This is a genomic window from Prochlorococcus sp. RS04 (genome assembly GCF_001989455.1).
Classification (GTDB): Bacteria; Cyanobacteriota; Cyanobacteriia; order PCC-6307; family Cyanobiaceae; genus Prochlorococcus_A.
Map to the genome: position 1 here is coordinate 64,470 of NZ_CP018346.1, position 21,596 is coordinate 86,065.

Below are 21,596 nucleotides of genomic sequence, written 5' to 3' on the forward strand. Positions count from 1 at the left end.
ACTAATTAATCGGATTGTGAATAGTAACTAATTTAGTCCCATCGGTGAAAACCGCTTCTATTTGAACTTCATCAACCATTTCAGGAATGCCCTCCATAACTTGTGATTTTGAAAGCCAGGTAGTTCCCTCTGACATTAATTGACTTACACTTTTACCATCTCGTGCTCCTTCAAGAACTTGAAAACTTAAAAAAGCAATTGTTTCAGGATAATTAAGCTTAAGACCTCGACTGAGTCTTCTTTCAGCTAAGAGCGCAGCAGAAAAAATCAATAATTTATCCTTTTCTTGAGGTGAAAGATGCATAATAAAAAATTAATCTATAAATTATTAAAAAAGGTTCTTTCTGAACATAATTAATAATTCATAGAATCTTGTAAAGGCCATACACCTTGATATTTTGGCTCACAAAATCCACAAACAGACCTGATTTGTTTCCAAATACAAAAAAAACATTTTCTAGCATCTTGAGAAGAACTTCCTAGGAATCGTACAGAGATTCCATTTTCAAGGATTCCAATAGATAAATTATTATTAGTTTCATTGAAAATCTTTTTTATGTTTCCTACCAGATTATTTATTTTTGACTTGGAGAAATCTTTTTCGCAAATCCAAATTAATGATCCAAAAACGGGCATATAATCCATGCCTGACTTGGCCACAAAACTTGCCTTAGATAATTCAATCTGATCAACATATTCCCAATCATCAAGTAAATCATTATTTCTCATAATTTCTAATTTAGACCTGAAAACTCCACTCTCAATAGATTCTCCGGATGAAGATCTTCCAAGTCTTATTAAATCAGTAAATAAAAAACTTGAAGTTTCTGAAATAGATACTTTAAAAATTTGCTCATACAAACCATTTGCAAAGATGATTGTTTCTTGGGGAAGAAACTCTAAATGAGAATTGTCAAGAATGTTTATGAGATTCTTTTGCTTTGAAAAACTTCCTTTTGGATTGATTTTAGATCTTCCAACTGTTCCATATACTTTTTGAGCTGAAGAAGTAGTCAATAAAACCTTAGAGTTTTTTTCAAGATTTACCTCAAAATCGAGTAAATCACCTCCAACCAATCCCCCTGCAGTATGGAGAACAGGCAAAATGCATCTTCCCTCTTGATCATGAGTAGACTTTAACAACTTATAAGGAGAAGTTGATTTAGATTTAAAGATTGTTTTATCAGCATTTCCTAAACTTGCTTTATTATTGAAAAAATTTAAGAAACAATTACCTTCCCATGAAGTTTTAATCATAAATTGTTTTCTTTAATTACTAAATTAAAGTAACCAAAAATTTTGATTATGAGAATGAATAAACAAATTGTTGTAACTGATTGGATTAAGGAGAAACCGAAATTAGGTTCATTTTTAAAACTTACTCTAAGTTCAGATGAAAGAAGAATCTTAAGAGGTAAAAGAATAACTGATTGTGATCAAGAAATAATTTTACAATTACCTAGAAAGGGCAAATTAAATGATGGAGATATTCTTTCAACTAATGAGTCCAATTTCTATGTAGAGATAATTGCCAAAACAGAAGATTTAATTGAAATAAGTTCAAATTCTAAAATTGAGCTAATTAAAACTGCCTATCATCTCGGAAATAGGCACGTGGAAGTAGAAATCAGCGAAGGCATTCTTCTAACAAAAAGTGATTATGTTATTAAAAATATGGTTCTAAACTTTAAGGTTGATGTTAAAAATACGAAAAAAAAGTTTTTCCCAGAAAGAGGTGCCCATAGTCATGAGTAAAAGTCACTTATTAAAATATTTATTAATAAGTCCTAACTTACCAGTCGGAGGATTTTGTTATTCGGAGGGAATGGAGAGTTATCTTCAAAATAAAAATTTAACAGATTCAAATTCTGTAAAAGACTTAATCTTAAGTGAACTAAAAATTGGTCAGATAAGACTCGATGCAAGACTTTTACTAGATTTTTTTGATATTTTCAATGAGATAAACTGCCGCAAAGATTTAAATGGTAATTTGCAAAAGCTAATAAGTTTGGATAAATGGATCCTCTCATCAAAGGACTCTCTCGAAATGAGAGAACAACAAATTCAAATGGCAAAATCACTCTTTGAGTTAACCAAAGAATTTGGATTTGAATATCCATATGAAAATGATAAAAAAAACTCCTGGTCATTAGCATGGAGTTGGGCTTGTTATTGTTTTGAAATTACCAAGTTAGAAATGGTTGAGAATTTTTTCTATGCGTGGAGTGCGAATCAACTTAATGCTGCATTGAGAATTATTCCTATTGGGTCAACAAAAGCACAATTAATTCAGAGAGACTTATTAGAAACAATTTCAAAAGTTTCTAAAGAAATTATGGACAAAGAAATTGATGACATCTATTTTGGCAATGTAGGTTTAGCTATGGCACAACAAAATCATAATGATCTTTATACAAAACTTTTTAGAAATTAATTTATGAGCAGCAAATTGAGAGTAGGCGTTGCTGGGCCTGTAGGTTCAGGAAAAACTGCATTAGTAGAGACTCTATGCTTAAGAATGAAAAAAACTCATGAGATAGCTGTTGTCACCAATGATATCTACACTAAAGAAGATGCTAACTTTCTTATAAATAAAAAAGTTTTAGAGGAAGGAAGGATTATTGGTGTAGAAACTGGAGGTTGTCCTCATACAGCGATAAGAGAGGATTGTTCATTAAATAAAAATGCAGTTTTAGATTTAGAAAATAAATATAATCCTTTAGATTTTGTTTTTGTAGAAAGTGGAGGTGACAATTTAGCATCTAGTTTTAGTCCAGAACTTGTAGATTTATCAATATATGTAATTGATGTATCTGCCGGAGACAAAATTCCTAGAAAAGGGGGACCAGGGATAACAAGGTCTGATTTATTATTAATAAACAAAATTGACTTAGCAGATAAAGTTGGTGCAGATCTAAATATTATGAAAAGTGATACTGAATTCATGAGAAAAGGGAAACCTTGGTTTTTTACTAACCTAAGTAGCGGCATAGGAGTTGAAGAAATAACTCAATTTTTAGAATCACATATACCCAACAATCGAAACTAGAAAAATGTCCATTCCTAATATATTGGATTCAACAAAAAGTTACGACTGATACAAAACGAATCCTCACTCGTTAATAACTTTTACTTTATCCCCCTAATGAGGGTCAATTACCTAATTTATCCTAATTCATGAGAATTTCAAGGCGTATTTTGGCAGGTTTAGCTACTGCCTCACTTGCGGTCACCGCAACTTCCTGTGGTGGAGGCGGAACCTCCGGAAGTTTCGATGACACTGTAACCGTTGGTATTTTGCATTCGTTATCCGGAACAATGGCTATTTCAGAATCAACTCTTGTTGATACAGAAAAAATGGCTATTGAAGAGATAAATGCTGCTGGTGGGGTTAAAGTTGGCGGCAAAAGCTACAAAATAGAATACATAGTTGAAGATGGTGCATCTGACTGGCCAACTTTTGCTGAAAAATCAAAAAAACTTATCGACCAAGACGGAGTTCCTGTCGTATTTGGTGGATGGACATCTGCAAGTAGAAAGGCAATGTTACCTGTCTACGAATCAAAAGATGCGTTCCTCTACTACCCAATCCAATATGAAGCTCAAGAATGTTCTAACAACATTTTCTATACAGGAGCCACACCAAACCAACAATCGGAACCCGCTACAGATTTCATGTATAAGCGTTCCCCTGCAGCTGGTGGAGATTTCTTCCTTGTAGGTTCTGATTATGTTTTCCCAAGAACTTCAAACACAATCACAAAAGCTCAAGTAAAACAGTTAGGCGGTAAAGTAGTTGGAGAAGACTACCTTCCATTAGGAAATACTGAAGTTGCTCCAATTATTTCAAAAATCAAAAAAGCTTTACCAGATGGTGGAATAATCATTAATACTCTTAATGGTGACCAAAACGTTGCATTCTTCAAACAGATTCAAGACGCAGGTATTACACCTTCAAGTGGTTACTACGTAATGAACTATTCAATTGCTGAAGAAGAGATTAGTACAATTGGTCCTGAGTTTCTTGAAGGTCACTACGGTGCTTGGAACTACATGATGTCAATTGATACTCCTGCATCTAAGAAATTTGCTGCAAGTTTCAAGAAAAGATGGGGAGCAGATCGTGTTGTAGCTGACCCTCAAGAATCTGCATATAACATGGTTTACTTATGGAAACAGGCAGTAGAAGATGCTGGCACATTTGACGACAACGCAGTAAGGGAAGCCCTTGTTGGACAAAAGTTTGATGCTCCACAAGGTCCTGTTGAAGTTATGCCTAATCACCACTTATCTCAAACAGTAAGAATTGGGGAGATTAATGCAGAGGGTGGATTTACAATCCTTGAAGAGACAGGAGTTGTTCTTCCTCAAGCATGGAACCAAAAGCATCCAAGTTCAAAAGGATTTGCATGCGATTGGACAGATCCTTCCAAAGGAGAAAAGTATAAGCTTTAATCTAATTAAAACCTATACTTCAAAATAAAAGGAGGTTAAGGCCTCCTTTTATTTTATATAATCAAATATTTTCTTTTTCTAAATTGGAGTTACTTCTCGATAGTCTTTTTAATGGTGTTGCAATCGGATCTGTACTACTTGTTGCTGCATTAGGTCTAGCAATTGTTTTTGGTCTTATGGGTGTAATAAATCTTGCCCATGGAGAACTTATGATGCTTGGGGCTTACACAACATACGTAACACAATTAATTTTCAAATTACCTATATTAAAACCTTTCTACAATTCATACATAATAGTTTCTATTTTCCTTGCTTTTATTGTTAGTGGAGTAGTAGGTATTCTCCTCGAAAAAACTATAATTAGAAAGCTTTATGGAAGTCCACTAGAAACACTTCTCGCAACTTGGGGGGTAAGCTTAATTCTTCAACAATTTGTCAGAAGTGTACCTTTAGCTTATGGGACCGGCCTGGTTATAAGTCTCTTAATTGGTTTATTCTTACCAACATCATTCCCTTCAAAAATTAAAGAATCAATAAATTTCAAATATTTTAAATTTAGTTCTTGGCTATTTGCTGCTTTAATTGGGGTCCTGACAGGTAGCGTAATCTCATCTTCTGTCAGCAAACTTAGTAGAGCAAGCGCTCGAAATGTTGATGTGACAGCACCCTCATGGATGAGAGGTCAAGTAGAAATTATAGGCACTGCATTTCCTAAAACAAGATTAATGATAATTGTCATTACTCTAATCTCTGTAATAGCAATAACATTATTTCTTAATCAAAGTGCTTGGGGGATGCGTATAAGAGCAGTTACTCAGAACCGACAAATGAGTGATTGTCTGGGTATATCTACTGAAAAAGTGGATATTATTACTTTTGGAATTGGATCTGGCTTAGCAGGAGTTGCTGGGGTAGCAGTATCTCTTTTAGGTTCTGTAGGACCGAATGTTGGGGGAAACTATATTGTTGGTTGTTTTATGGTTGTAGTGCTGGGAGGAGTAGGAAATTTATTAGGAACAGTACTTGCTTCATTTGGAATAGGGATAATGACTGATTTAATTGGAGCTGGAAGGCTCTTATCAATATGGCCAGATATGCCTTTACCTTTATCAAACACGATTAACTTTTTTGCAACCACAAGTATGGCAAGAGTAATGATATTTGCACTAATTGTTATATTCCTACAATTTAAACCTACAGGTTTATTTCCTCAAAAAGGAAGGATGGTTGAGAACTAATGTCTTTAAGTAAAATTAAATTTGATAAAAAAATAGTATTATCATTCTGGATAATTTTAATAGCCTTAATTATTGCAGCACCAGCTATACTCCCTGTATTTAGACTAAACCTTCTAGGTAGATACTTATCCTTATCCATTGTCGCACTTGGTGTAGATCTCATCTGGGGATATACAGGTTTACTAAGTCTTGGACAAGGTATATTTTTTGCACTAGGTGGATATTGTGCAGCAATGTATTTGCAAATAACCAGCTCCTCTGAATTTCCAAATAATATTCCTGAATTTTTTGCTTTATATGGTGTTGAAAAATTACCTTTTTTCTGGGAACCGTTTAGATCGCCTGTTTTTACCTTCTTCTCTATCTGGATAATTCCAGCATTGGTTGCTGGTTTAATTGGATTTCTTGTTTTCAGAAATAGAATCAAAGGGGTTTATTTTTCTATACTTACTCAAGCTTCTCTTCTTGTATTCTTTAACTTCTTTAATGGACAACAAAAACTTATAAATGGAACAAATGGATTAAAAACAGATGTAACAATACTATTTGGTCAGATGGTAGGCTCTGAGTCTATGCAAAGAATATTCTTTTGGATAACCGCCATACTAGTAATAGGAGCATGGTTTTTTGCAAAGTGGGTAGTTAAAGGAAGATTTGGAAATATCCTTATAGGAATACGAGATGATGAACCAAGAGTTAGGTTTACAGGATACAACCCAGTTATATTCAAGACGATAATATTTTCTATTGCAGGAGGACTCGCAGGAATTTCAGGAGCTTTATATACCGTTCAGTCTGGAATAGTATCCCCTCAATTTATGACGGTTCCATTTTCTATAGAAATGGTTATATGGGTTGCTGTTGGAGGAAGAGGAACTTTATTGGGAGCGATACTAGGAGCAGTTTTCATCAACTATGCAAAAAGTCTTGTAAGTGAAGCTTTACCTGCTAGTTGGATGTTTATTCAAGGAGGGTTATTTATATTGGTTGTAACAGCTCTGCCAGAAGGAGTTTTAGGATGGATTCAAGGAGATGGTCCTAGGAACCTTCTTCAAAGATTTGGTTTGAAAAGGAAGATTGAAACCTATCCAAGCTTAGAAGTTAATAATAAGGAGGGGAATAATGAATAATAAAGATCTTTTGAATTTAATAGATATTACTGTTAGTTTCGAGGGTTTTTTAGCTCTCAACAAACTTAATTTAAATTTGAAGAAAGGAGAATTAAGAGCTGTAATAGGACCAAATGGCGCAGGTAAAACAACATTTCTTGATGTAATTACTGGAAAGGTTAAGCCAACAAATGGTGAGGTGATATTTAAAGGGAAATCATTAGTAGGTAGAAAGGAGCATAAAATAGCTAGACTTGGTGTTGGAAGAAAGTTCCAAAGTCCAAGAATCTTTGAAAATCTAACAGTTAAAGAAAATCTTGAAATATCGGTGACAACTCCCAAAAGTCCCTTAAACCTTATAAATAAAAGTATTAAGGATGAACAGCTTAATGAGATTGATCGTCTAATGAAGATTGTTAATTTAGCTCAAAAAGTTAATTCTAAAGCTGGATCTTTATCACATGGCCAAAAACAATGGCTCGAGATAGCCATGTTAGTAGGTCAGAAGCCAGATTTAATGTTAGTTGATGAACCTGTTGCCGGTTTGACTGATGAAGAAACTGATCTTACAGCTGATTTATTAAAATCTTTATCGGGAGAAAATACAGTAGTGGTAATTGATCACGATATGGAATTTATAAGAAGACTTGATAGCAATGTTTCAGTATTAAATCAGGGCACAGTATTATGTGAGGGAACGATGGAAACCATACAAAAAGACAAAAAAGTTATTGATGTTTATTTAGGAAGACCTGAGGACTAGTTATGGAAAATTTACTCGAAATAAAATCCTTAAATACTTACTATGGCGAGAGTCATATTCTTAGAGATGTAGATTTAAATGTTAAATCAGGAGAAATGGTTTGTTTGATTGGAAGAAATGGAGTTGGCAAAACAACTTTATTGAAATCACTAATTGGTTTGTTAAAACAAAAAAAAGGCGATATCTATTTGATTGGAGAAAATATCAACAGAAAAGCACCTCATCAGAGGGCTAGAAAAGGAATGGCTTACGTTCCTCAAGGCAGAGAAATTATTCCGTACCTATCAGTTGAAGAGAATCTTATGTTAGGAATGGAGTCTCTACCAGGTGGATTATCTAAGAACAAGAAAATAGATCCATTTATCTATGATCTTTTCCCGATCCTAAAAGATTTTCTTCAAAGGAAAGGAGGAGATCTTAGTGGAGGACAACAACAGCAATTAGCCATTGCAAGAGCATTGCTAGGCAAACCTCAACTTTTATTACTTGACGAACCAACGGAAGGTATTCAGCCGAATATAGTTTTAGACATTGAAAATGCAATTAACCAAATAATTAGAAATACAGGAATTGGTGTTTTATTAGTTGAACAACATTTGCATTTTGTAAGACAAGCCAATAGATATTATGCGATGCAACGCGGAGGTATTGTTGCAAGCGGAAATACTAATGAGTTGAGTCAAGCGGTTATTGATAAATTCTTGAGTGTTTAATAGATTATTATTTTAAATTAATAAAAATCTTTAATCATTTTTCGCATCTTATAAGGTCTATACTGTTTGGATGCTCATTAATATACTTATTAAATTCCATTGCTAGTGTTCTAGCCTCGTAAGCGTCAAAAGCATAAAAACAACTTTCTAATCTTATATTTTGAAAATCGCGATAATGCACTGTGTATGGCTTTAACATATTATTTTTGTTCATTTAATTTGCTAAAAAGCAATTACTTATATTTCAACCATGCATAAATTAATAAGTTTAAAGCACAAATTTTGTTGTTATCAAAATATATTGACTTAAATTATGTATTTAAAAATACTTATAAAGAAAAAAAAGAAATTAATTTATTTTTTTTTTATTTTTGGAATCTTGCTTTTTACCTTCTATCAAAAAAACAAATTTTGATAAAATATATCCAAAAACTGGAATCCAAAACTTTTCATAAAAAAATTTCATAAAAAATTAAGCAGCTAATGATTCGTTATCTTCAATTTCAGTTTTATTAATTCGCTGCAAATCTACAGAATTAAATAAATGTTGAATGAGGAGAAAATCAAGTTCCCCTTTTAACAAATTAATATCGGATGAAAGGAGATCATCAACAAAATCATCAAAAGTTTCTGAAAGGGGATTCACAACTAAAAATTTATTTTTGTCATTATCATCGCATTAAGAATAAAAGTCAACCAAATTTGAATATTAATTTTTGAATTTTTTGTAAATTAATTAATAAAGTCTAAAAAATTAAATGATAAATATAAACAAGCAAAATAACAGGTTTAACATTAAGCTTAATGTTTTTGAATTAAATTTCATTTATCTCGCTTCCTTAATTTAACATCACTACTGATTTGCATTTTCAAAACGATAATACACATATTTGCTAAAAAGAAATTTAAAGAATGCATCATCAAACCTTTTAATATATTTATAGCAAGACTATTGATGTGCCAATTAGGAAAGAATCACTAAAAAAAATTTTTAAACGTAATAAATTTTTATAGATTTCAAATTTGATATTAATAGTAAATTTTAAATATTATTTTTTAATTAGCTCGAAGTAACCATTTTTATTTAATAAATACTTATCAAACCAAAGGCTTAATAGATTATCTAATCCTATTCCATTCATTTTATTTATTTGCGAAGTCTTATAGTCTGAGAGTGCAAGCAATAAATACGGAAAAATCATATCAGAAACCCCTTTTGGCAGTTTATCTAAAGGTATTCCATGCGCTCTATCCCATAAAATTTGCATATCCTGAGAGAACAAAGAACTCCAATAACTAAAATTACAATATAACTTTTCTGGAGGGAGGAGATTTACAGAAAAAATTGGGAGAGATGAATTCATAAGAATAAATATTTTATAGATTATTGAATTTAGATTTTTGAACTGATGAAAAATTTTTAATATGAAAATCTCCTATTAAATACAAATTTAATTTAACGCACAGTGCATCACTTAGCAACACCTAATTAAGTGTTATATTTATCCATCATTTCCTGAAATTTTAGGAATGATAAAAACTTTTTATAAGTTTGCAAGTCAAAAGTCTCCTGATTCTCTGCATTTAAATCGGTTGATTTTCCAGGAATAAAATGATTTCCTAAATTAGTATCAATTGAGGGTTTTGCATTATCTGTAAAGTCACCAGAATTATCAAATAAGTTTTTTGAATTATCGTGATTTGATTGATATGATTGAGTTTCTTTACCATTTTTTTTATTAAATATACCTCTTATAGAAAGTGCTTCTTCTACCAAAATACTTATTATTTTTGAATTGCTTAAATTGTTTTCTGTGCTTAACTTTTCAATTATTCTCATAACATCTTCTCTAGGAATAAAACCAACTCTTTTTTTCTTGGTAGGCATTTAAAAATTAATTAAAGTTCAGCACTTGACTGTAATAAGTGTTGCACTATATTCATTATAAGTCAATTTAATGCTAATGATTTTACCAACAACATTACTCTTAGGAGCCCTTGGATATCTTTTCTATACTTCAAAAAAAGAACTTTCATTAGATCACCATGAACTTATAGAAAACCAAAAAGAGAATGATGATTTGTATAAAGATTTGGAAGATCTATTTATTTAAAATTACCGCGTATACATTAAAGAACTTTGTTTCTTGACTAAAGATATACAAAATCTTAAACATAATTAGAATTAGATTAAAAAGCTATTAATTAAATGACTGTCCATCAAGATTACGAAATAAAAATCAATCTAAATGAATTGATCGAGAAGAGAATTCCATGTTGTGATTTACTTCATCCAGATCATTGTCTAACAGAAAAACAAGTCTCTGAAATTGCACATGATATTCGTATGGATTTAAATTTGCATGATCTTTATAAGCAAGTGGATCAACATATTATGAATTATGTAAATGCAGCAGGAATTGATAACAAAGATCATTGGGTTGAACCTCATCTTCCAGATTTGGAGAGAGATTTAAAAGAAGAAGTTGGAATAGAATTTGATTAATCTTTTTTTCTTACAAAAGAAATCAATATATGTATTTTTTTTCCAAATCATCTATTAATTTATAGATACTTTCAGCTGATCTCTTTCTTTTTTTTAATATTCTCAGTACTATAAATCCAATCAATAATGCAAAAATAGGTGTAAAAATTATAATTTCATGATTCATAATCATCAAAGAGAAACCTATTATTTAAATTATTAGAATTTCCGAATCAATAAAATAGGTACTTTATACAAATATCCTTCGCTATAAATAATTAAGATATTTTATAAAAAAGTGAATAGATACAATTTTTTTCATAAATTATGTAGAAATAAATTTTAATTCAATAAATATAATGATTAATTATTTTGCTTTAACAGTAACTGAGATGGGGATCGGTAAAATAGAGTTAGCAGTTATTGGCGTAGTAATTTTAATATTTCCAATTTTATTTGTTTATGCTTCTAAAAACCTTGATGCGAAGGGAGTTTTCGAATGGATGATGGAAAAACCAAATGATTGGATAGGTAAAAAATAAGACTCATAAAATATACATTTTCTAGTTAAACTTCAAATTTTCTAAATTACTAATATCGAAATCATAAACCTGGCAATTATTTTCTAAATCATTAATTATTGAATTTTTTAGTAGAGAATAATCTATCAACTTATTGAGTTTATTATTTTTAAATTCCTTATTAGTTTCTCCAATAGCAAATGCCAAAGCTCCTTCATAAGAGATGCCGAATTTGGTAGTGTTGCAGTAAGTTCTAGTGAACTTGTTAGAAATCTTTTTAGTATACTTTTCAAGACTTTTTGAAGAAGTATCTAATGAGTAAACTGGAGTACTAAAAAGAAAAAGCAAAGTTAAAGTTAATATCGCAAAAACTCTTTTAATCATAATATTTCATAAATTGCAGATTTAATATAGTTTAGAATTTAACTCTGCCGACTATGTTTTATTAAAAATATAGAAATTAAAAATTAATTAACCACAATCGCTAATTCATATTTTTGAAGATAAAAACTCTCTAAATGAGTATTTTATGGTTTGAATTTTTTTTGGTAGTTTTTTAAAAAAACGCCTAAATGCTTTTGGCATGATAAAAAATCCATTTCAATAATTAATAGATAACAAATAATACATTGGTAATCAATAAATAAATTAATTATTAAATATATGGATTGAGCTATGGAAATGTTTTTGAACATGAATTACTGTTTAATTAAGTATTAAATACAAAATTAATATGGCGCTACCAGAACTGATTTATGCTCCTATAGATGGCGGAACAATCCATAGATATGAAATTAGTGGTGGCAAGAGAAAATTTTTAAGATTTATAGGCTGTTATTTGGGTCAATGCAATTTCCACAAAAATATTGATGATGCTATTGCTTACATAAAAAATTTGAAGGAATCACAAAAGATACAAAAAACATGAAATAAAGATACATAAATGCGACAGAGACTCAATATTTTTCGATAACAAAATAATTATTGCTACAAATAATAGAGAATTTTCTTTTTATAAGAAATTGATTATTTACTTGGGTTATAGTTCCGAAAGATAAACAGTCATAAAAAAAAAGAAATTAATTTATGGAAAACAGACAAATTAATTTTTTTAAATCAAAAGACTTTAATACCGTTCTTAAGCCATTTAAAAAAGGAACGGTAGTAAAAATTGACTCGTTTGATATTAGAGAAAATCAAAAAGAATTAAATATAGGTTTATTTGGTTGGTATGCAATTTGTCCCTCTAAAGAGCTAAAAAAAAATAAGCTATATTATTTTTCACTCTATGATGAGCCTCTTGTTCTTTATAGAGATGAAAATAAAAAAGTTAGGTGTATTAAAAATATTTGTCCACACAGAGGGGCCTCCTTTTTTGGAGGGACAGTATCAGATGGGGTAATAACCTGCCCATATCATGGAGCTAAGTTTTCATCTGGAGGAAGTTGCCAAAATCTCAACAGAATTACATGTCGCCATATAGTCGATAATAACTACGATAACTATGCCAAAAGAATTCATTTATCTCAATACAAAACTTCAGAAAAAAATGGATATATTTTTGTACATTTTTCTAAAAAATCTGAGACTGATTTAAATAATATAAGTGAAGATACACCTATAAGTAACTACGAATTATATGAAAATGGGTTTTCACATAAGGATTATGTCTTTGAGGAGGTACTAGTTGACTTCAAATGTGATTGGTCAAGGATTATTGAAAATCATCTAGATATCCTTCATATCTTTTGGGTTCATGGCGATACAATCCCCGATAAAGATGTTAATAAAAACGTACTTGTTAGTTTTAACCAGAAAATTAATATTAATCCCAAATACATAGAAAGTATTTATTATTACAAGAATGACCCTACAAAAGAATTTATTCGGATAAAATACATACCTCCAGGAAGGATATTAATCTACAAAGGCGATCCTTCCGCATCAAGATATTTACAAGTTTTAGATCATATTCCTCTAGGAAACAACAAAGCAAGAGTAATAGTTAGACACTATAGGAAATTTCTACAAAATAAACTACTTAATAACCTCTTGTTATTTAAAGAGACTCAAAGAAAGATTTTTTATAAGATATTCGATGAGGATTATATGATTTTAAAAACACAAACATATAATCACGATATGGGATTTATAAGTAAGGATGAAATAAAATTATTAGGAGAAGATAGGATAATAAATTATTTTTGGAAGTGGTACAAGAAGTCTGAAGATAAAGATGAACCGTGGAAAAATACTAACAAATCCCAAAATCTTGATGTATATGAAAAAGTGATATTGAAATATCCACCTGAGATAAAGAAATTAGAAATTGAAAATAATCTTGATATTATTAGAAAAACATTTGTAAGATTTGCTGCTCCGCTAATATTTTTTATGTTAGTAATATAATTTATGAAGAAAGTAAATAGACCTTCATGGTTGAATTGGCTTTATCTCTTTATTTTTATTTTGAGCTCTATTCAATTGATTATATTTTGGAGTAATAAGTTTTAGTGTTAAATAAATTTTGGTTTGACGCAAAAAATATAAATTGTTTTAAAAATGACTTTAGAGTAATTAAAGATTTAAATTTAAAGATAGGGTATTCAGAAAATGTAATATTAATTGGACCAAATGGTTCAGGTAAATCATCCTTAATTGAAATAATTAATAGAAACATATACCCAGTAGTAGCTAATGAATCAAAACTGAAGATATTTGACAAAGAACTTATAAATTTGTGGGAACTAAGAAATAAAATAAGTACCGTAAATAATGATATAAAAAAAAGAATAAATCCAAATTTACAAGTTTTTGATTTAATCTTGAGTGGACTATATGGAAGATATTGTTACGTACAAAATAAATCTGAAAGAGATTCTTATAAGGTGGAAAAAATCATCAAGAAAATGAATATTACTAATTTATCTAAAAAGAATTTTTCCTACTTATCAGATGGAGAAAAACAAATTTCTCTCATTGCAAGGGCATTAATCAAAAAACCGAAAATCTTAATCCTAGATGAACCAATTGCAAATTTAGATTATAAATCAAAGTATTTTGTAATTGATAAGGTGAATGAATTATCAAAATTAAACACTAAAATTTTATGTGTCACGCATGATATTTCAACGATTACAAAAATTTATGACCGAGTCATTATGTTAAAAAATGGTGAGATAATCGCTGATGGAGAACAAAATAAGGTTATAAATAGTGAAAATCTTAATAAGTTATATGATATTCAAGTAGAGGTAACTAATAATAATGGAATTTGGAATATAAAAAGATTATCTAAATAACAATTATGAAAATCGCTATGGCAATAGAAAGAAATAAAAATTTTTTACTTTTTAAAAATGAAGAGGATTTTTTTTTAAATGAGGAAGAACCACATTTAGAACACACAATCCTACCTCCTAATGATCGATCTGAGACGAATGAAGAACTCCCACAATTAAAACAAACTTTATTTGCGCTCATCTAAAATAAAATACTTAGCAATTCTATATAAATTATATTCCTAAATACTATGTAAAGAAAAACTTCATTTATGTGATGATAATGAGAATCTATTGCAATAAGCATTTTTTTAGTGCATAATTGATAATAATTCTCATTATCATATTTAAATAAATGAATTTCCATAGTTATGGAGAATTCCCTTCAAAATCAGTAAGGATAATAACTGGGCAATCCGTATTAATAGATCCTTCATCAAGACCAAAAGGTACATGCCTGGAAGTTGAAAGTGGAATTGCAAGAGTTTATTGTCCTTGTGAAGAAACTGAAGGGATGACACTTGCATTTTTACAATCAGGTGATCAATTAAGAACAGACCTTTTATGTAGCGAAGGTGTTTGCGTTGAAGCACTAACAGATTTGTCTTTTCATAGCAATGTAAATATTGATGAGAATATTGGTTTCGATGCAGTAAATGAATGGACTTTGCAACTCCTTAGGATTAGGCACTTAGGAAATGCAGAACAGAGATTACAAGCGTTATTTTCAATACTAGTAAATCGTCTAGGTAGAAGATGTGGTCAATGGTGTGAGTTACCTTTTAGGTTAACTCATGAAAGGATTGGCGAATTAATCGGTTCTACACGAGTAACATCAACAAGATTAATTTCGAAATTAAGATCATCTGAGTTATTAATAGCTCCTATCGGGACGCAAACAGTAAGTGTTGCCCCTTCTTTTATTGAAACATCGCCGCTATAAAAACATGAAGGAATCACAATCACTCACAAACAATTTATTAATGGAAGTCTATTTTTTATCGAATAGACTCAGAAATATCAAGCAATCCTACAAAACCACAGAAAATAAAGCATTGAAGGAAAGGTTATTTACTGAAAACAAAAATATTTTTAAAAGAGTTAATGAGATTTATAAAATAGCTGTACTCTTAAATAAAAATAAAGAGAAAATCAACTTTTCAAATTTACTTTTTGAAATAACTAAAAGGACATTGAATGAAAATAAATTTGAAAGTAATTTATTTTTTCTTTAAATCACTATCTATTAATAAGATTGCCGAAGGTTGATTTGAAGCAAACTTTACCTTTCCTAGGATGTTGGCAAATTCATCTTCTGATTGTGTTTGAGCCTCTATAATTGGATCTAAGAATACGTTAGTTCTTGTATCTGAAATTCTTTCTGATATGGAATAAAGTTGTTGTAGAGATGAAGTTAAATCAGCCTCCATATTAAAAGAATAAGAAATAAGCTCCTCTATAGAATCCCACGTTTGAACAGGTGCAGGAATTTCATCTAATTTTACGCTTTGTCCTCTTGCGATTAAATAATCTGCAAATTTCTGAGCATGTTCCATTTCCCCTTGTGATTCACTTAGAAAATGAGAGGCAAATCCATTTAAATCACGTTCTTGAAACCATAGATAAATAGAAAAATATTGAACATTGGCATATCTTTCCATTGTTAGATGTTCAAAAATGTTATCCAACAAACTTTTGTCTATCGGTTGAGCAACAGCTCTTCCAGATGGACCAAAATTAACTAATTTTTTTGTTTTTAAGTTATTTTCATTCATTTTCGTATGAGTATCTAAAAAAATAATACAACATTTTGTATAAATTAGTAATTAATAAATTCTTTAAATTAAATTAAATAATATGATAATGAAAATCACTCGCAATACTGTAAATGAATTTAGAGTACAGTTTTTCTGAACTGCTTTTAAGTAATAAAATATATAAAAATAAAAAAAAGAAATGTAAAAAGAAAAAATGCTCTAATTGGAAGGGAGGGAAATGTAATTGCCTATAAATAAATTCTATATATATACCTTATGTGCTCCAGGATATAAAAAATAATAACTATTTTTATTTATAAAAAGAGAACATTTATCACCATTATTTAAGAGATTATTAATATCAGTTCTAACCCGCAATATGTTTCCATTAATAGTTACTTTATATATAAGAAATTCTCCAAGAAATTCTTTAGATATCACATTCGCATTTCCAGATTCTGATTTTTTAATTGAAATAAATTTAGGCGAAATTGACATACTTTTAATATTTGCAGATTGTAAAACTCCTGAACTATTTATTTCACCTAAACAAGACATATATGCATTACCATTTTTTTTGAGATTAATAATATTATTGCCCAAAATAAAACTACTAACAAATATGGTCTTGGGATTATTTAGAAGGTTAATTGGAGTATCAATTTGATGAATTTTTCCATCCTTCATAACAGCGACTTTATCGCAAATTGACATCGCTTCTTCCGGATCATGTGTAACCATCAATCCGCTTGCATTACAACCTTTTAGAATATTAGGGAGTTCACTTCTCAATTTTAGTTTGACATGCATATCAAGACTACAAAAAGGTTCATCTAATAAAATAAAGTTTGTACCTGGAGCAAGAGCCCTCGCAATTGCGAGTCTTTGTTTTTGGCCTCCAGACAATTCATGTGGGTACCTTCCAACAAAATTATCGAGACCGACAACATTTAATAAATAATCAACTCTAGATCTATCTTTTTTGTTTTTCAAACCAAAAATTACATTTTCCAAAACAGTTAAGTGAGGGAAAAGTGCATAGTCTTGAAAAACCATACCAATATTTCTTTTCTCAGGACTAAGAATTTTTTTCCTATTTGAAATTTCAGTATCATTTAGAGAAATCCTCCCTTTAGAAGGATATTCGAACCCCGCGATTAATCTTAAAAGAGTAGTTTTTCCGCAACCAGAAGGTCCAAGCAACCCTAACAATTCGCCGTTTTCAATTTTTAGATTAATTTCGTTTAATATCCAATTTGAACATTCTCGCTTATCGTATTTATGATGCAAATCATCAATTATTAACGCATCATTTTTCACTAAGTTCTTCTTATTCAAATATATTAAGTTAGCAGAAAATATTCACCTAAAATATTCCATGTATAATTTTATACACCATTTAATTTTCAAATTTAATGAGAAAGTCTGAAAGAGCAGAAATAATACGCAAGGAACTCAAAAAGCTATATCCATCGCCTCCAATACCCCTTGATCATACAAATGCATATACTCTTCTAGTCGCCGTAGTTTTAAGTGCTCAATCAACAGATAAGAAAGTTAATGAATTAACAAAAAACTTATTTAAAGTTGCAGACAATCCAGAAAAGATGATGCAGCTAGGTATTAATGGCATTTACGAATACATAAAATTTTTAGGTCTATCTAATCAAAAATCAAAAAACATCTATAACTTATCTAAATTATTGATTGAGAAGCATAATGCTACGGTCCCAGATTCTTTTGAGAAGCTTGAATCTCTTCCAGGGGTAGGTCATAAAACAGCATCAGTTGTAATGTCTCAAGTGTTTAAAATACCTTCATTCCCAGTAGATACTCACATACACAGGTTGGCGCAAAGATGGGGCCTATCAAATGGCGATAGCGTAGTTCAAACAGAAAAAGACCTAAAAAAAATATTTCCTATTAATGATTGGAATACTTTACATTTGCAAATAATCTTTTATGGCAGAGAATACTGTACTGCAAGAGGCTGTGATGGAACAAAATGTTATTTATGTCGCACTCTTTATCCCAAAAGAAAAAAGAAATTTATATGTAAAAAGCCTTAAGAAATTTATATAATATTTAAATTAGTTTTTAATCATGAAAATAGCAATTACTGGTGCATCGGGGAAAACAGGTTATAGAATTTCCGAAGAAGCAGTTAAGAAAGGATATAAAGTAAGGCAAATCATTAGAAAGAATTCAAAAGTCTCAGCAGGACTAGAGCGTTTAGAAACAATTAGGGTTTCATTAGACAATAAAGGGGGACTTGATGAAGCATTTAAAGATATTGATGCCTTGATAATTGCTACTGGAGCGAGAGCATCATTAGATTTAACTGGTCCTGCAAAGGTTGATGCATTAGGTGTATACAGGCAATTAGAGAGTTGCAAAAGAGTTGGTATTAAAAGGGTTATTTTAGTTAGTTCCCTTTGTACTGGTAAATTATTTCACCCATTAAACTTATTTGGATTAATTCTTATTTGGAAGAAATTAGGTGAAAACTTTCTACGTAATTCAAATTTTGATTGGACCATTATTAGACCTGGAGGATTAAAGGAAAATGAAGATATTAAATCAGAAAATATAAATTATTCAAAAGAAGATACTCAAATTAATGGATCAATCCCAAGAAGATTAGTTGCGCAATGTTGTATAGATTCTTTAAAAAACAAAGAATCCATAAATAAATTAATAGAAATTACAAGTTCGAATGATAATAAAAAGATATCTTTTAAAAAAGCTATGCAAATGATTTAAAAGATGTAAATATATAAATTAAAACTATGAAAATAAATCCCAAAATTGACGCATTACAATTAATGCTTACTGATTTAAGAACTAGAAATGAGCCAATAAGACATAAAGCTGCATTTAAAGGCTGTCAACCAGAATTTCAAAGTCTTGTATCAAGATTAATAAAGCAGTTAGAGGAAGAATTAGTTGCTGAAAAACTTACTAACCGAGATAGTTAAAAAAATTAGATTACTTAAATGAACTTAAGTTATCTAATTTTGCTTGTTCTGAAAGTTCATCATATCCTCCAAAAAATTTATTATCCAAAAATATTTGAGGGAAAGTATTATGGCTACTTTGAGCCATTACTTTTTTAAAGCTCTCATCATTTTCTATTAAAGTAACTTCATGAGGGATAGATAAAGAATTAAGCAACCTAATTGCTCTTTTAGACCAAGGACAATCCTTTAAAATATATGCTTTTACACGTGATTCATTTTTTAATAAATCATTACTTGAGATATTAATAATTTTCTGTTCAAAAGAAAGTAATAATATATCAGTACCTTTTTTTACAATGCAACCCTCCTCAAGATGACCGCCAAAGACATTACATCCCTCATCTGCAAAACTCAAATGTAAATGAACATCTCCTTTATTAAAATGTCCGTTTAAAGAAACTATCTCTAGATTTCCCTCAAATTTATTTATCTCTTGATTACCTGGGCATTGAATACAAACTGTTCTAAGATTACCAACCACTCCAGAAACATACCCATATAAATTATTCGATAAAGAATATTCTTTAATTGAATTTATCAAATCAGATTCTGGAGATAGCTTTAGGCTATGAGGCTGCATTAGATATTAGATATTAGGAATAGTTTTGTAATATAAAACATCATCATCCATAAAGAGAAGTTGAGTTTATAATCTTTAGGAATCAGATTTAAATTAAATTTTAAAATCTAGCATCAAAAACTATTTAAAATTTTTACTAAAAATTTAAGTTTGTTGAGAGTGTAATATATTTTTATATACAAAAATTAATTTGTTATTAAAAAAAAATTTTAAAAATTTGGCATTGAATATTCCCAATTTATTATCAATATCTCGCCTTTTCCTTGTATTTCCATTAATACTTTTTTTAGAAATTAATAGACCAATTTATGTATTTATATTGATTATTATTGGCGGTTTAACTGATTATTTTGACGGGTTAATTGCAAGGAAATTTAATCTTAAAACCAGATTAGGAGCTATCCTAGATCCTTTAAGCGATAAAGTATTCTATTTAATTCCTCTGACCTTCCTTTGTAAAAATAATTTTATACCCTTCTGGTCATTGTCATTAATTTTATTTAGAGAATTAATTATCTCTAGCTTAAGGAACTCTACAAAAGACGGCTTACCAGCATCAATGTTAGGAAAATATAAAACATTTTTCTTTTTTATTTCAGTAATTACCTTTTTTACACCATTAAAAAATAGCTTATTGGATAATTTGGCTTTAATTTTTTATTGGCTAGGATTCATCCTGACTTTTGTTACTTTATTAGGCTATTTAAGAATTAAAAAGAATATTGTCTGAATTTTCATCAAACTCCTGACTCTTTTTATTATTAAAATCATTCACAAAACTATCCTTCAGACCATTAAGTAAATCAAAAGTTGGCGCCCACTCTAAATCACGTTTTATCTTAGAGATATCAGTCTGATAATGATTTAATCTAATTGGAAATCCCTTTCGAGACTTAGGATCTAATTTTTGATAATCAAATGTTCTTAAAGAAATCTCATTTTGGTTTAATCCAAGAACATTCGCACAGAAATAAATTAAACCCTTGATTGTCACTCCTTTTTCACCTGAACAATTGTAAATATTATTTTTGGAATTTTCAAAATTTATGCACCTAATCATTACATCAGTTAGATCCGAAACATGGCCTAGCTGAGTAATTAAAGAACCGTCCCCAGGAATTGGTATAGATTTTTTATTAAATAACCTTTCAAAAAACCAATTTTCAATTTTATTATAATTTCCTGGTCCATAAATGTAAGTAGGTCTAAAACTCGTAAAAGGAATTTTTTGGTTTTTTAACCAATTTTCTGTCTCAAACTTACCTTTATGCCTACTTTCCGGATCAATTGGATCAACTTCGGATAAGGGTAATTCACAATTATCTTTATAAACACCTGCAGAGCTTACGTATATATATCTCTGGAAAGAGTTATCTAAATTCTCTATAAGAAGTTTGGTTTGTTCTAACTCTCGTCCAGAAATATCAAAAACAACATCATACTTTTCATTTCTTAGCTTGAAGATATCTTCTGAATTATTTCTATCACCCTTAATTAAATTTGTTTTTTCAGGATTACTTTTATTACCTCTTGTAAAAATATGAATATCATAATTTTTACTTAATAACTTTCCAACCAAAGACTTACCAACAAATCTAGTGCCACCCATTACAAGAATTTTCATATTCGAAAAATATTTAACTGAAGTAGTAATCTTAAATAGAATTACATATT

Annotated in this window: 32 protein-coding genes; 21 read left to right on the top strand and 11 right to left on the bottom strand. The window is 29.8% G+C overall.

The window, feature by feature from the left end:
• Position 1 precedes the first annotated feature (1 nt).
• Positions 2 to 304 (bottom strand): urease subunit gamma, encoded by a 303-nt coding sequence (locus BS621_RS00370; protein WP_077141420.1) that lies wholly within the window; start codon positions 302 to 304, stop codon positions 2 to 4.
• Positions 305 to 354: 50 nt separating this feature from the next.
• Positions 355 to 1,257 (bottom strand): urease accessory protein UreD, encoded by a 903-nt coding sequence (locus BS621_RS00375; protein WP_077141421.1) that lies wholly within the window; start codon positions 1,255 to 1,257, stop codon positions 355 to 357.
• 48 nt (positions 1,258 to 1,305) lie between these two features.
• Between BS621_RS00375 and ureE the strand changes: the two genes are divergently transcribed.
• The 8 genes from ureE (at position 1,306) to urtE (ending at position 8,278) form a co-directional block, all read left to right on the top strand.
• Complete coding sequence (gene ureE, locus BS621_RS00380) at positions 1,306 to 1,755, top strand: urease accessory protein UreE (RefSeq protein WP_077141422.1); 450 nt, start codon at positions 1,306 to 1,308, stop codon at positions 1,753 to 1,755.
• Positions 1,748 to 2,434: an urease accessory protein UreF gene (locus BS621_RS00385; RefSeq protein WP_077141423.1), complete on the top strand. Its 687-nt coding sequence runs from the start codon at positions 1,748 to 1,750 to the stop codon at positions 2,432 to 2,434. Before ureE ends, BS621_RS00385 begins: the two co-directional genes overlap by 8 nt.
• A gap of 3 nt (positions 2,435 to 2,437) precedes the next feature.
• Positions 2,438 to 3,049 (top strand): urease accessory protein UreG, encoded by a 612-nt coding sequence (ureG, locus tag BS621_RS00390; RefSeq protein WP_077141424.1) that lies wholly within the window; start codon positions 2,438 to 2,440, stop codon positions 3,047 to 3,049.
• Between the two features lie 128 nt (positions 3,050 to 3,177).
• Entirely contained in the window at positions 3,178 to 4,455 is a 1,278-nt protein-coding gene (urtA, locus tag BS621_RS00395; protein ID WP_011818329.1) for an urea ABC transporter substrate-binding protein, read from the top strand.
• Between the two features lie 83 nt (positions 4,456 to 4,538).
• Positions 4,539 to 5,693, top strand: a complete 1,155-nt coding sequence (urtB, locus tag BS621_RS00400) for an urea ABC transporter permease subunit UrtB (protein ID WP_077141425.1) — start codon at positions 4,539 to 4,541, stop codon at positions 5,691 to 5,693.
• Complete coding sequence (gene urtC, locus BS621_RS00405; protein WP_077141426.1) at positions 5,693 to 6,823, top strand: urea ABC transporter permease subunit UrtC; 1,131 nt, start codon at positions 5,693 to 5,695, stop codon at positions 6,821 to 6,823. Before urtB ends, urtC begins: the two co-directional genes overlap by 1 nt.
• Positions 6,816 to 7,565, top strand: a complete 750-nt coding sequence (gene urtD, locus BS621_RS00410; RefSeq protein WP_025931815.1) for an urea ABC transporter ATP-binding protein UrtD — start codon at positions 6,816 to 6,818, stop codon at positions 7,563 to 7,565. Before urtC ends, urtD begins: the two co-directional genes overlap by 8 nt.
• Positions 7,566 to 7,567: 2 nt before the next feature.
• On the top strand, positions 7,568 to 8,278 hold the full coding sequence (gene urtE, locus BS621_RS00415; RefSeq protein ID WP_077141427.1) for an urea ABC transporter ATP-binding subunit UrtE: 711 nt from the start codon (positions 7,568 to 7,570) through the stop codon (positions 8,276 to 8,278).
• A gap of 34 nt (positions 8,279 to 8,312) precedes the next feature.
• On the opposite strand, the gene BS621_RS09655 is transcribed toward urtE, so the two are convergent.
• The 4 genes from BS621_RS09655 to BS621_RS00430 form a co-directional block, all read right to left on the bottom strand.
• On the bottom strand, positions 8,313 to 8,492 hold the full coding sequence (locus BS621_RS09655; protein ID WP_077141428.1) for a hypothetical protein: 180 nt from the start codon (positions 8,490 to 8,492) through the stop codon (positions 8,313 to 8,315).
• 258 nt (positions 8,493 to 8,750) lie between these two features.
• Positions 8,751 to 8,924 carry a hypothetical protein gene (locus BS621_RS09310; RefSeq protein WP_198025616.1) on the bottom strand — a complete coding sequence of 58 codons (174 nt, stop codon included), beginning with the start codon at positions 8,922 to 8,924 and terminating at the stop codon, positions 8,751 to 8,753.
• Between the two features lie 403 nt (positions 8,925 to 9,327).
• Complete coding sequence (locus BS621_RS00425) at positions 9,328 to 9,642, bottom strand: hypothetical protein (protein ID WP_077141429.1); 315 nt, start codon at positions 9,640 to 9,642, stop codon at positions 9,328 to 9,330.
• Between the two features lie 125 nt (positions 9,643 to 9,767).
• A complete protein-coding gene (locus tag BS621_RS00430; protein ID WP_077141430.1) occupies positions 9,768 to 10,166 on the bottom strand; it encodes a hypothetical protein in 399 nt (132 codons plus the stop codon).
• Positions 10,167 to 10,242: 76 nt separating this feature from the next.
• Here BS621_RS00430 and BS621_RS09315 point away from each other — a divergent pair, with 76 nt between their 5' ends.
• The 3 genes from BS621_RS09315 (at position 10,243) to BS621_RS00440 (ending at position 11,305) form a co-directional block, all read left to right on the top strand.
• The gene (locus tag BS621_RS09315) at positions 10,243 to 10,392 is read left to right on the top strand and encodes a hypothetical protein (RefSeq protein WP_167315822.1); all 150 of its coding nucleotides are present in this window, start codon (positions 10,243 to 10,245) and stop codon (positions 10,390 to 10,392) included.
• A gap of 95 nt (positions 10,393 to 10,487) precedes the next feature.
• Positions 10,488 to 10,784: a hypothetical protein gene (locus BS621_RS00435; RefSeq protein WP_012007619.1), complete on the top strand. Its 297-nt coding sequence runs from the start codon at positions 10,488 to 10,490 to the stop codon at positions 10,782 to 10,784.
• A gap of 338 nt (positions 10,785 to 11,122) precedes the next feature.
• Positions 11,123 to 11,305, top strand: coding sequence for a hypothetical protein (locus tag BS621_RS00440; protein WP_077141431.1), 183 nt, complete (start codon positions 11,123 to 11,125; stop codon positions 11,303 to 11,305).
• A 21-nt stretch (positions 11,306 to 11,326) separates the two neighbouring features.
• On the opposite strand, the gene BS621_RS00445 is transcribed toward BS621_RS00440, so the two are convergent.
• Positions 11,327 to 11,668 carry an RNA-binding protein gene (locus BS621_RS00445; RefSeq protein WP_077141432.1) on the bottom strand — a complete coding sequence of 114 codons (342 nt, stop codon included), beginning with the start codon at positions 11,666 to 11,668 and terminating at the stop codon, positions 11,327 to 11,329.
• Positions 11,669 to 12,017: 349 nt separating this feature from the next.
• Between BS621_RS00445 and BS621_RS00450 the strand changes: the two genes are divergently transcribed.
• From BS621_RS00450 to BS621_RS00475, 6 genes are all read left to right on the top strand, one after another.
• Positions 12,018 to 12,212, top strand: a complete 195-nt coding sequence (locus BS621_RS00450) for a hypothetical protein (protein ID WP_077141433.1) — start codon at positions 12,018 to 12,020, stop codon at positions 12,210 to 12,212.
• A 158-nt stretch (positions 12,213 to 12,370) separates the two neighbouring features.
• Positions 12,371 to 13,693, top strand: a complete 1,323-nt coding sequence (locus BS621_RS00455) for a Rieske (2Fe-2S) protein (RefSeq protein ID WP_077141434.1) — start codon at positions 12,371 to 12,373, stop codon at positions 13,691 to 13,693.
• Positions 13,694 to 13,797: 104 nt separating this feature from the next.
• Positions 13,798 to 14,586, top strand: a complete 789-nt coding sequence (locus tag BS621_RS00460) for an ABC transporter ATP-binding protein (RefSeq protein WP_077141435.1) — start codon at positions 13,798 to 13,800, stop codon at positions 14,584 to 14,586.
• A 5-nt stretch (positions 14,587 to 14,591) separates the two neighbouring features.
• On the top strand, positions 14,592 to 14,771 hold the full coding sequence (locus BS621_RS09215) for a hypothetical protein (protein ID WP_156858196.1): 180 nt from the start codon (positions 14,592 to 14,594) through the stop codon (positions 14,769 to 14,771).
• 149 nt (positions 14,772 to 14,920) lie between these two features.
• Positions 14,921 to 15,508: a Crp/Fnr family transcriptional regulator gene (locus BS621_RS00470; RefSeq protein WP_077141437.1), complete on the top strand. Its 588-nt coding sequence runs from the start codon at positions 14,921 to 14,923 to the stop codon at positions 15,506 to 15,508.
• Positions 15,509 to 15,512: 4 nt separating this feature from the next.
• Positions 15,513 to 15,800, top strand: a complete 288-nt coding sequence (locus tag BS621_RS00475) for a hypothetical protein (RefSeq protein ID WP_025923096.1) — start codon at positions 15,513 to 15,515, stop codon at positions 15,798 to 15,800.
• Here the strand turns inward: BS621_RS00475 and BS621_RS00480 are convergent.
• The gene (locus tag BS621_RS00480) at positions 15,786 to 16,340 is read right to left on the bottom strand and encodes a ferritin (RefSeq protein WP_025923095.1); all 555 of its coding nucleotides are present in this window, start codon (positions 16,338 to 16,340) and stop codon (positions 15,786 to 15,788) included. The genes BS621_RS00475 and BS621_RS00480 overlap by 15 nt on opposite strands.
• Before the next feature lie 243 nt (positions 16,341 to 16,583).
• Complete coding sequence (locus BS621_RS00485) at positions 16,584 to 17,642, bottom strand: ABC transporter ATP-binding protein (RefSeq protein WP_025923094.1); 1,059 nt, start codon at positions 17,640 to 17,642, stop codon at positions 16,584 to 16,586.
• Between the two features lie 95 nt (positions 17,643 to 17,737).
• Here BS621_RS00485 and nth point away from each other — a divergent pair, with 95 nt between their 5' ends.
• Genes nth through BS621_RS00500 form a run of 3 tightly spaced genes read left to right on the top strand, consistent with a single transcriptional unit; the run spans position 17,738 to position 19,300 of the window.
• Positions 17,738 to 18,391, top strand: a complete 654-nt coding sequence (nth, locus tag BS621_RS00490; protein ID WP_025881233.1) for an endonuclease III — start codon at positions 17,738 to 17,740, stop codon at positions 18,389 to 18,391.
• A gap of 34 nt (positions 18,392 to 18,425) precedes the next feature.
• Entirely contained in the window at positions 18,426 to 19,085 is a 660-nt protein-coding gene (locus BS621_RS00495) for an SDR family oxidoreductase (RefSeq protein WP_025959896.1), read from the top strand.
• A 26-nt stretch (positions 19,086 to 19,111) separates the two neighbouring features.
• Positions 19,112 to 19,300 (top strand): hypothetical protein, encoded by a 189-nt coding sequence (locus BS621_RS00500; protein WP_025923092.1) that lies wholly within the window; start codon positions 19,112 to 19,114, stop codon positions 19,298 to 19,300.
• 10 nt (positions 19,301 to 19,310) lie between these two features.
• Here the strand turns inward: BS621_RS00500 and BS621_RS00505 are convergent, their stop codons facing one another.
• The gene (locus tag BS621_RS00505; protein WP_025923091.1) at positions 19,311 to 19,922 is read right to left on the bottom strand and encodes a PCC domain-containing protein; all 612 of its coding nucleotides are present in this window, start codon (positions 19,920 to 19,922) and stop codon (positions 19,311 to 19,313) included.
• A 217-nt stretch (positions 19,923 to 20,139) separates the two neighbouring features.
• Between BS621_RS00505 and pgsA the strand changes: the two genes are divergently transcribed.
• On the top strand, positions 20,140 to 20,652 hold the full coding sequence (gene pgsA, locus BS621_RS00510) for a CDP-diacylglycerol--glycerol-3-phosphate 3-phosphatidyltransferase (RefSeq protein WP_423246153.1): 513 nt from the start codon (positions 20,140 to 20,142) through the stop codon (positions 20,650 to 20,652).
• Here pgsA and BS621_RS00515 read toward each other — a convergent pair.
• Positions 20,626 to 21,546, bottom strand: coding sequence for an NAD-dependent epimerase/dehydratase family protein (locus BS621_RS00515; protein ID WP_077141438.1), 921 nt, complete (start codon positions 21,544 to 21,546; stop codon positions 20,626 to 20,628). The genes pgsA and BS621_RS00515 overlap by 27 nt on opposite strands.
• Positions 21,547 to 21,596 lie beyond the last annotated feature (50 nt).

Excerpts from the sequence above, each read along its gene's own strand:
- BS621_RS00440 (WP_077141431.1), top strand. The coding sequence starts at position 11,123 with ATGATTAATTATTTTGCTTTAACAGTAACTGAGATGGGGATCGGTAAA.
- BS621_RS00375 (WP_077141421.1), bottom strand. The coding sequence starts at position 1,257 with ATGATTAAAACTTCATGGGAAGGTAATTGTTTCTTAAATTTTTTCAAT.
- ureE (WP_077141422.1), top strand. The coding sequence starts at position 1,306 with ATGAGAATGAATAAACAAATTGTTGTAACTGATTGGATTAAGGAGAAA.
- urtE (WP_077141427.1), top strand. The coding sequence starts at position 7,568 with ATGGAAAATTTACTCGAAATAAAATCCTTAAATACTTACTATGGCGAG.
- urtA (WP_011818329.1), top strand. The coding sequence starts at position 3,178 with ATGAGAATTTCAAGGCGTATTTTGGCAGGTTTAGCTACTGCCTCACTT.
- BS621_RS00480 (WP_025923095.1), bottom strand. The coding sequence starts at position 16,340 with ATGAATGAAAATAACTTAAAAACAAAAAAATTAGTTAATTTTGGTCCA.
- BS621_RS00495 (WP_025959896.1), top strand. The coding sequence starts at position 18,426 with ATGAAAATAGCAATTACTGGTGCATCGGGGAAAACAGGTTATAGAATT.
- urtC (WP_077141426.1), top strand. The coding sequence starts at position 5,693 with ATGTCTTTAAGTAAAATTAAATTTGATAAAAAAATAGTATTATCATTC.
- BS621_RS00505 (WP_025923091.1), bottom strand. The coding sequence starts at position 19,922 with ATGCAGCCTCATAGCCTAAAGCTATCTCCAGAATCTGATTTGATAAAT.
- BS621_RS00455 (WP_077141434.1), top strand. The coding sequence starts at position 12,371 with ATGGAAAACAGACAAATTAATTTTTTTAAATCAAAAGACTTTAATACC.
- BS621_RS00370 (WP_077141420.1), bottom strand. The coding sequence starts at position 304 with ATGCATCTTTCACCTCAAGAAAAGGATAAATTATTGATTTTTTCTGCT.
- nth (WP_025881233.1), top strand. The coding sequence starts at position 17,738 with ATGAGAAAGTCTGAAAGAGCAGAAATAATACGCAAGGAACTCAAAAAG.
- BS621_RS00500 (WP_025923092.1), top strand. The coding sequence starts at position 19,112 with ATGAAAATAAATCCCAAAATTGACGCATTACAATTAATGCTTACTGAT.
- urtD (WP_025931815.1), top strand. The coding sequence starts at position 6,816 with ATGAATAATAAAGATCTTTTGAATTTAATAGATATTACTGTTAGTTTC.
- BS621_RS09215 (WP_156858196.1), top strand. The coding sequence starts at position 14,592 with ATGAAAATCGCTATGGCAATAGAAAGAAATAAAAATTTTTTACTTTTT.
- BS621_RS00445 (WP_077141432.1), bottom strand. The coding sequence starts at position 11,668 with ATGATTAAAAGAGTTTTTGCGATATTAACTTTAACTTTGCTTTTTCTT.
- BS621_RS00475 (WP_025923096.1), top strand. The coding sequence starts at position 15,513 with ATGAAGGAATCACAATCACTCACAAACAATTTATTAATGGAAGTCTAT.
- BS621_RS00470 (WP_077141437.1), top strand. The coding sequence starts at position 14,921 with ATGAATTTCCATAGTTATGGAGAATTCCCTTCAAAATCAGTAAGGATA.
- BS621_RS00385 (WP_077141423.1), top strand. The coding sequence starts at position 1,748 with ATGAGTAAAAGTCACTTATTAAAATATTTATTAATAAGTCCTAACTTA.
- BS621_RS00430 (WP_077141430.1), bottom strand. The coding sequence starts at position 10,166 with ATGCCTACCAAGAAAAAAAGAGTTGGTTTTATTCCTAGAGAAGATGTT.
- BS621_RS00435 (WP_012007619.1), top strand. The coding sequence starts at position 10,488 with ATGACTGTCCATCAAGATTACGAAATAAAAATCAATCTAAATGAATTG.
- BS621_RS09315 (WP_167315822.1), top strand. The coding sequence starts at position 10,243 with ATGATTTTACCAACAACATTACTCTTAGGAGCCCTTGGATATCTTTTC.
- BS621_RS09655 (WP_077141428.1), bottom strand. The coding sequence starts at position 8,492 with ATGAACAAAAATAATATGTTAAAGCCATACACAGTGCATTATCGCGAT.
- BS621_RS00450 (WP_077141433.1), top strand. The coding sequence starts at position 12,018 with ATGGCGCTACCAGAACTGATTTATGCTCCTATAGATGGCGGAACAATC.
- BS621_RS00425 (WP_077141429.1), bottom strand. The coding sequence starts at position 9,642 with ATGAATTCATCTCTCCCAATTTTTTCTGTAAATCTCCTCCCTCCAGAA.
- ureG (WP_077141424.1), top strand. The coding sequence starts at position 2,438 with ATGAGCAGCAAATTGAGAGTAGGCGTTGCTGGGCCTGTAGGTTCAGGA.
- BS621_RS00515 (WP_077141438.1), bottom strand. The coding sequence starts at position 21,546 with ATGAAAATTCTTGTAATGGGTGGCACTAGATTTGTTGGTAAGTCTTTG.